Genomic DNA, 1,327 nt, shown 5'->3' on the forward strand with positions numbered 1-1,327 from the left:
CCGAAGACCATGTGCAGCCAGAAGCTGCGCAGCGAAAAGAACTCCGCGATCAAGGCGAAGACCAGCGTCTGCATACCCGTCAGGATGATCGTCAGGAAGTAGACAAACATGCCGAGCGGCGGCACGACCAGCACGGCGACGGGGGTGAATTCCATAAGTCCGAAGTAGCCCGGCGCATTGGGCAGCGAGCTCAATATGGCGTAGATCACCACCACCGCGATCAACCCAGCAAGCACCGCGACCAGATAGCCGACGAGCACCATGAGGATGCGCTTCAGGACGTGGCCGATCATTGCCCATGCACCCCCGTGCCCGCAATCAGTGAGGGGCAGTCAGCCACCAAAGTTGTGACGATGCAAGGGGCCGGTTCTTTGCGCGTGGCACAGGAGTGTCCAGCGCCAAGGCACAGTGTGTGAAACCGGGCGGGGGCCTATGTGCTTCAGTAGACGGGGCGGAGCGTAAGGCGGGGAGGCGACGCGGCCTATTTGGGCTCGCCGGTCACCGGGTCGTAGGTGATTTGGACCTTGGCCTTGTCGGTGGTGTAGTAGGTGATGGTGTAGCCGTCGCTATCCCAATCGACCTCCTTCACATAGCGGAAGTCGGTGCGGTGCTCGACCTTGGCAATGATCTCCGACAGCTTCTTGGCATTTTGCGGCGGCAGTGGCTGGTCGTCCGCCGCAAGGGCCGATCCGCCGGCAAGGAAGGCCGCGATACCGGTTGCTAAAACAACAGTGCGCATGAGAGCCCTCAAATCGCGTAATTGGCCAAGTTTCATATGGGCCTGGGTGCCGTCAGAAACCAGCACGCGGGCATGTTGGTTCCGTAGCGTGAAAATAACGCATTGTGAAGCCTGGCTCGACGTGGCCGATCTTCGGCCGTCAGCAGCCAAATCCAACATTGCCTGAGGACAAAAGGGCGCGTGATTCAATGGGTTACGGCACGATGCGGATGTGCCTTCCGGTATAACGAATGACTAACCATGCGTTGGGCAGGGCGTTCGCCATATTAGCTGTTCTTGGTAGAGCTTTCGGAAAGACCCTGATAGAATTCTGGTCATAACAGGGTGGCAACTGCGCGCCGGACCTGCCGGGGATATCCATCGGCAGACGGCGACGCGTTTCTTTTGAGCGCAGGTCGCCTGTTCTGGACTGGAAGCGGGGACTGGGGGCTCGATCATGGCTGAACGGAATTACACCCGTCAGCTTGCGACAATCATTTCGATCGACGCCGTCGGATTCTCGAGGCTGATGGGCATCGACGACGAGCTCGCCGTTGCCGCGTTCGAGGAGAGGCGCGACATCATCGCCGGCAGTTGCGGCGCATTTGG

The 1,327-nt window shown here is 59.6% G+C and carries 1 protein-coding gene and 1 pseudogene; both read right to left on the minus strand.

Going from position 1 to position 1,327, the window contains the following annotated elements; translation table 11 throughout:
- Positions 1-293 (minus strand): annotated as a pseudogene (locus EOA28_RS35880) (hypothetical protein); the annotation flags it as partial.
- A 188-nt stretch (positions 294-481) separates the two neighbouring features.
- Positions 482-739: a PepSY domain-containing protein gene (locus EOA28_RS35885; protein ID WP_126060940.1), complete on the minus strand. Its 258-nt coding sequence runs from the start codon at positions 737-739 to the stop codon at positions 482-484.
- Positions 740-1,327 lie beyond the last annotated feature (588 nt).

The organism is Mesorhizobium sp. M2A.F.Ca.ET.067.02.1.1, assembly GCF_004023285.1.
GTDB lineage: Bacteria > Pseudomonadota > Alphaproteobacteria > Rhizobiales > Rhizobiaceae > Mesorhizobium.

Excerpts from the sequence above, each read along its gene's own strand:
- EOA28_RS35885 (WP_126060940.1), bottom strand. The coding sequence starts at position 739 with ATGCGCACTGTTGTTTTAGCAACCGGTATCGCGGCCTTCCTTGCCGGC.